Origin of the sequence: Paraburkholderia sp. BR14374, assembly GCF_040948685.1 — a bacterium.
Lineage (GTDB): Bacteria > Pseudomonadota > Gammaproteobacteria > Burkholderiales > Burkholderiaceae > Paraburkholderia > Paraburkholderia youngii.
Window position 1 is genome coordinate 1 of sequence record NZ_JBFPKF010000179.1, and the last position, 245, is coordinate 245.

General features: G+C 58.8%; 1 pseudogene and 1 other annotated feature. The pseudogene reads left to right on the forward strand.

Going from position 1 to position 245, the window contains the following annotated elements:
- Positions 1-118: 118 nt before the first annotated feature.
- Positions 119-245: pseudogene (locus AB3X86_RS38555) on the forward strand (IS3 family transposase); the annotation flags it as partial.
- Positions 187-245, forward strand: a sequence feature (AL1L pseudoknot). This feature is flagged as partial in the annotation. It overlaps the preceding pseudogene by 59 nt.

Consider the following 245-nt stretch of genomic DNA (forward strand, 5'->3'; position numbering starts at 1 on the left):
TCTTCGGCCCCATCGGCAACATTCCACCTGCCGAGGCAGAAGCCGCTTACTATGCAAATCTCGCTGAGTCTGTCACTGTGGCATGACGCAAGCAAAACGGTCTCCGGAAAACCCGGGGCGGCTCAAGGAGCTGGAGAGGGAGAACCGTGAGCTGCGCCAGGTTAATGAAATCCTGCGCAAGGCGTCGGCGTATTTCGCACAGGCGGAGCTCGACCGCCGACCGAAGTGATGATCACGTTCATCGA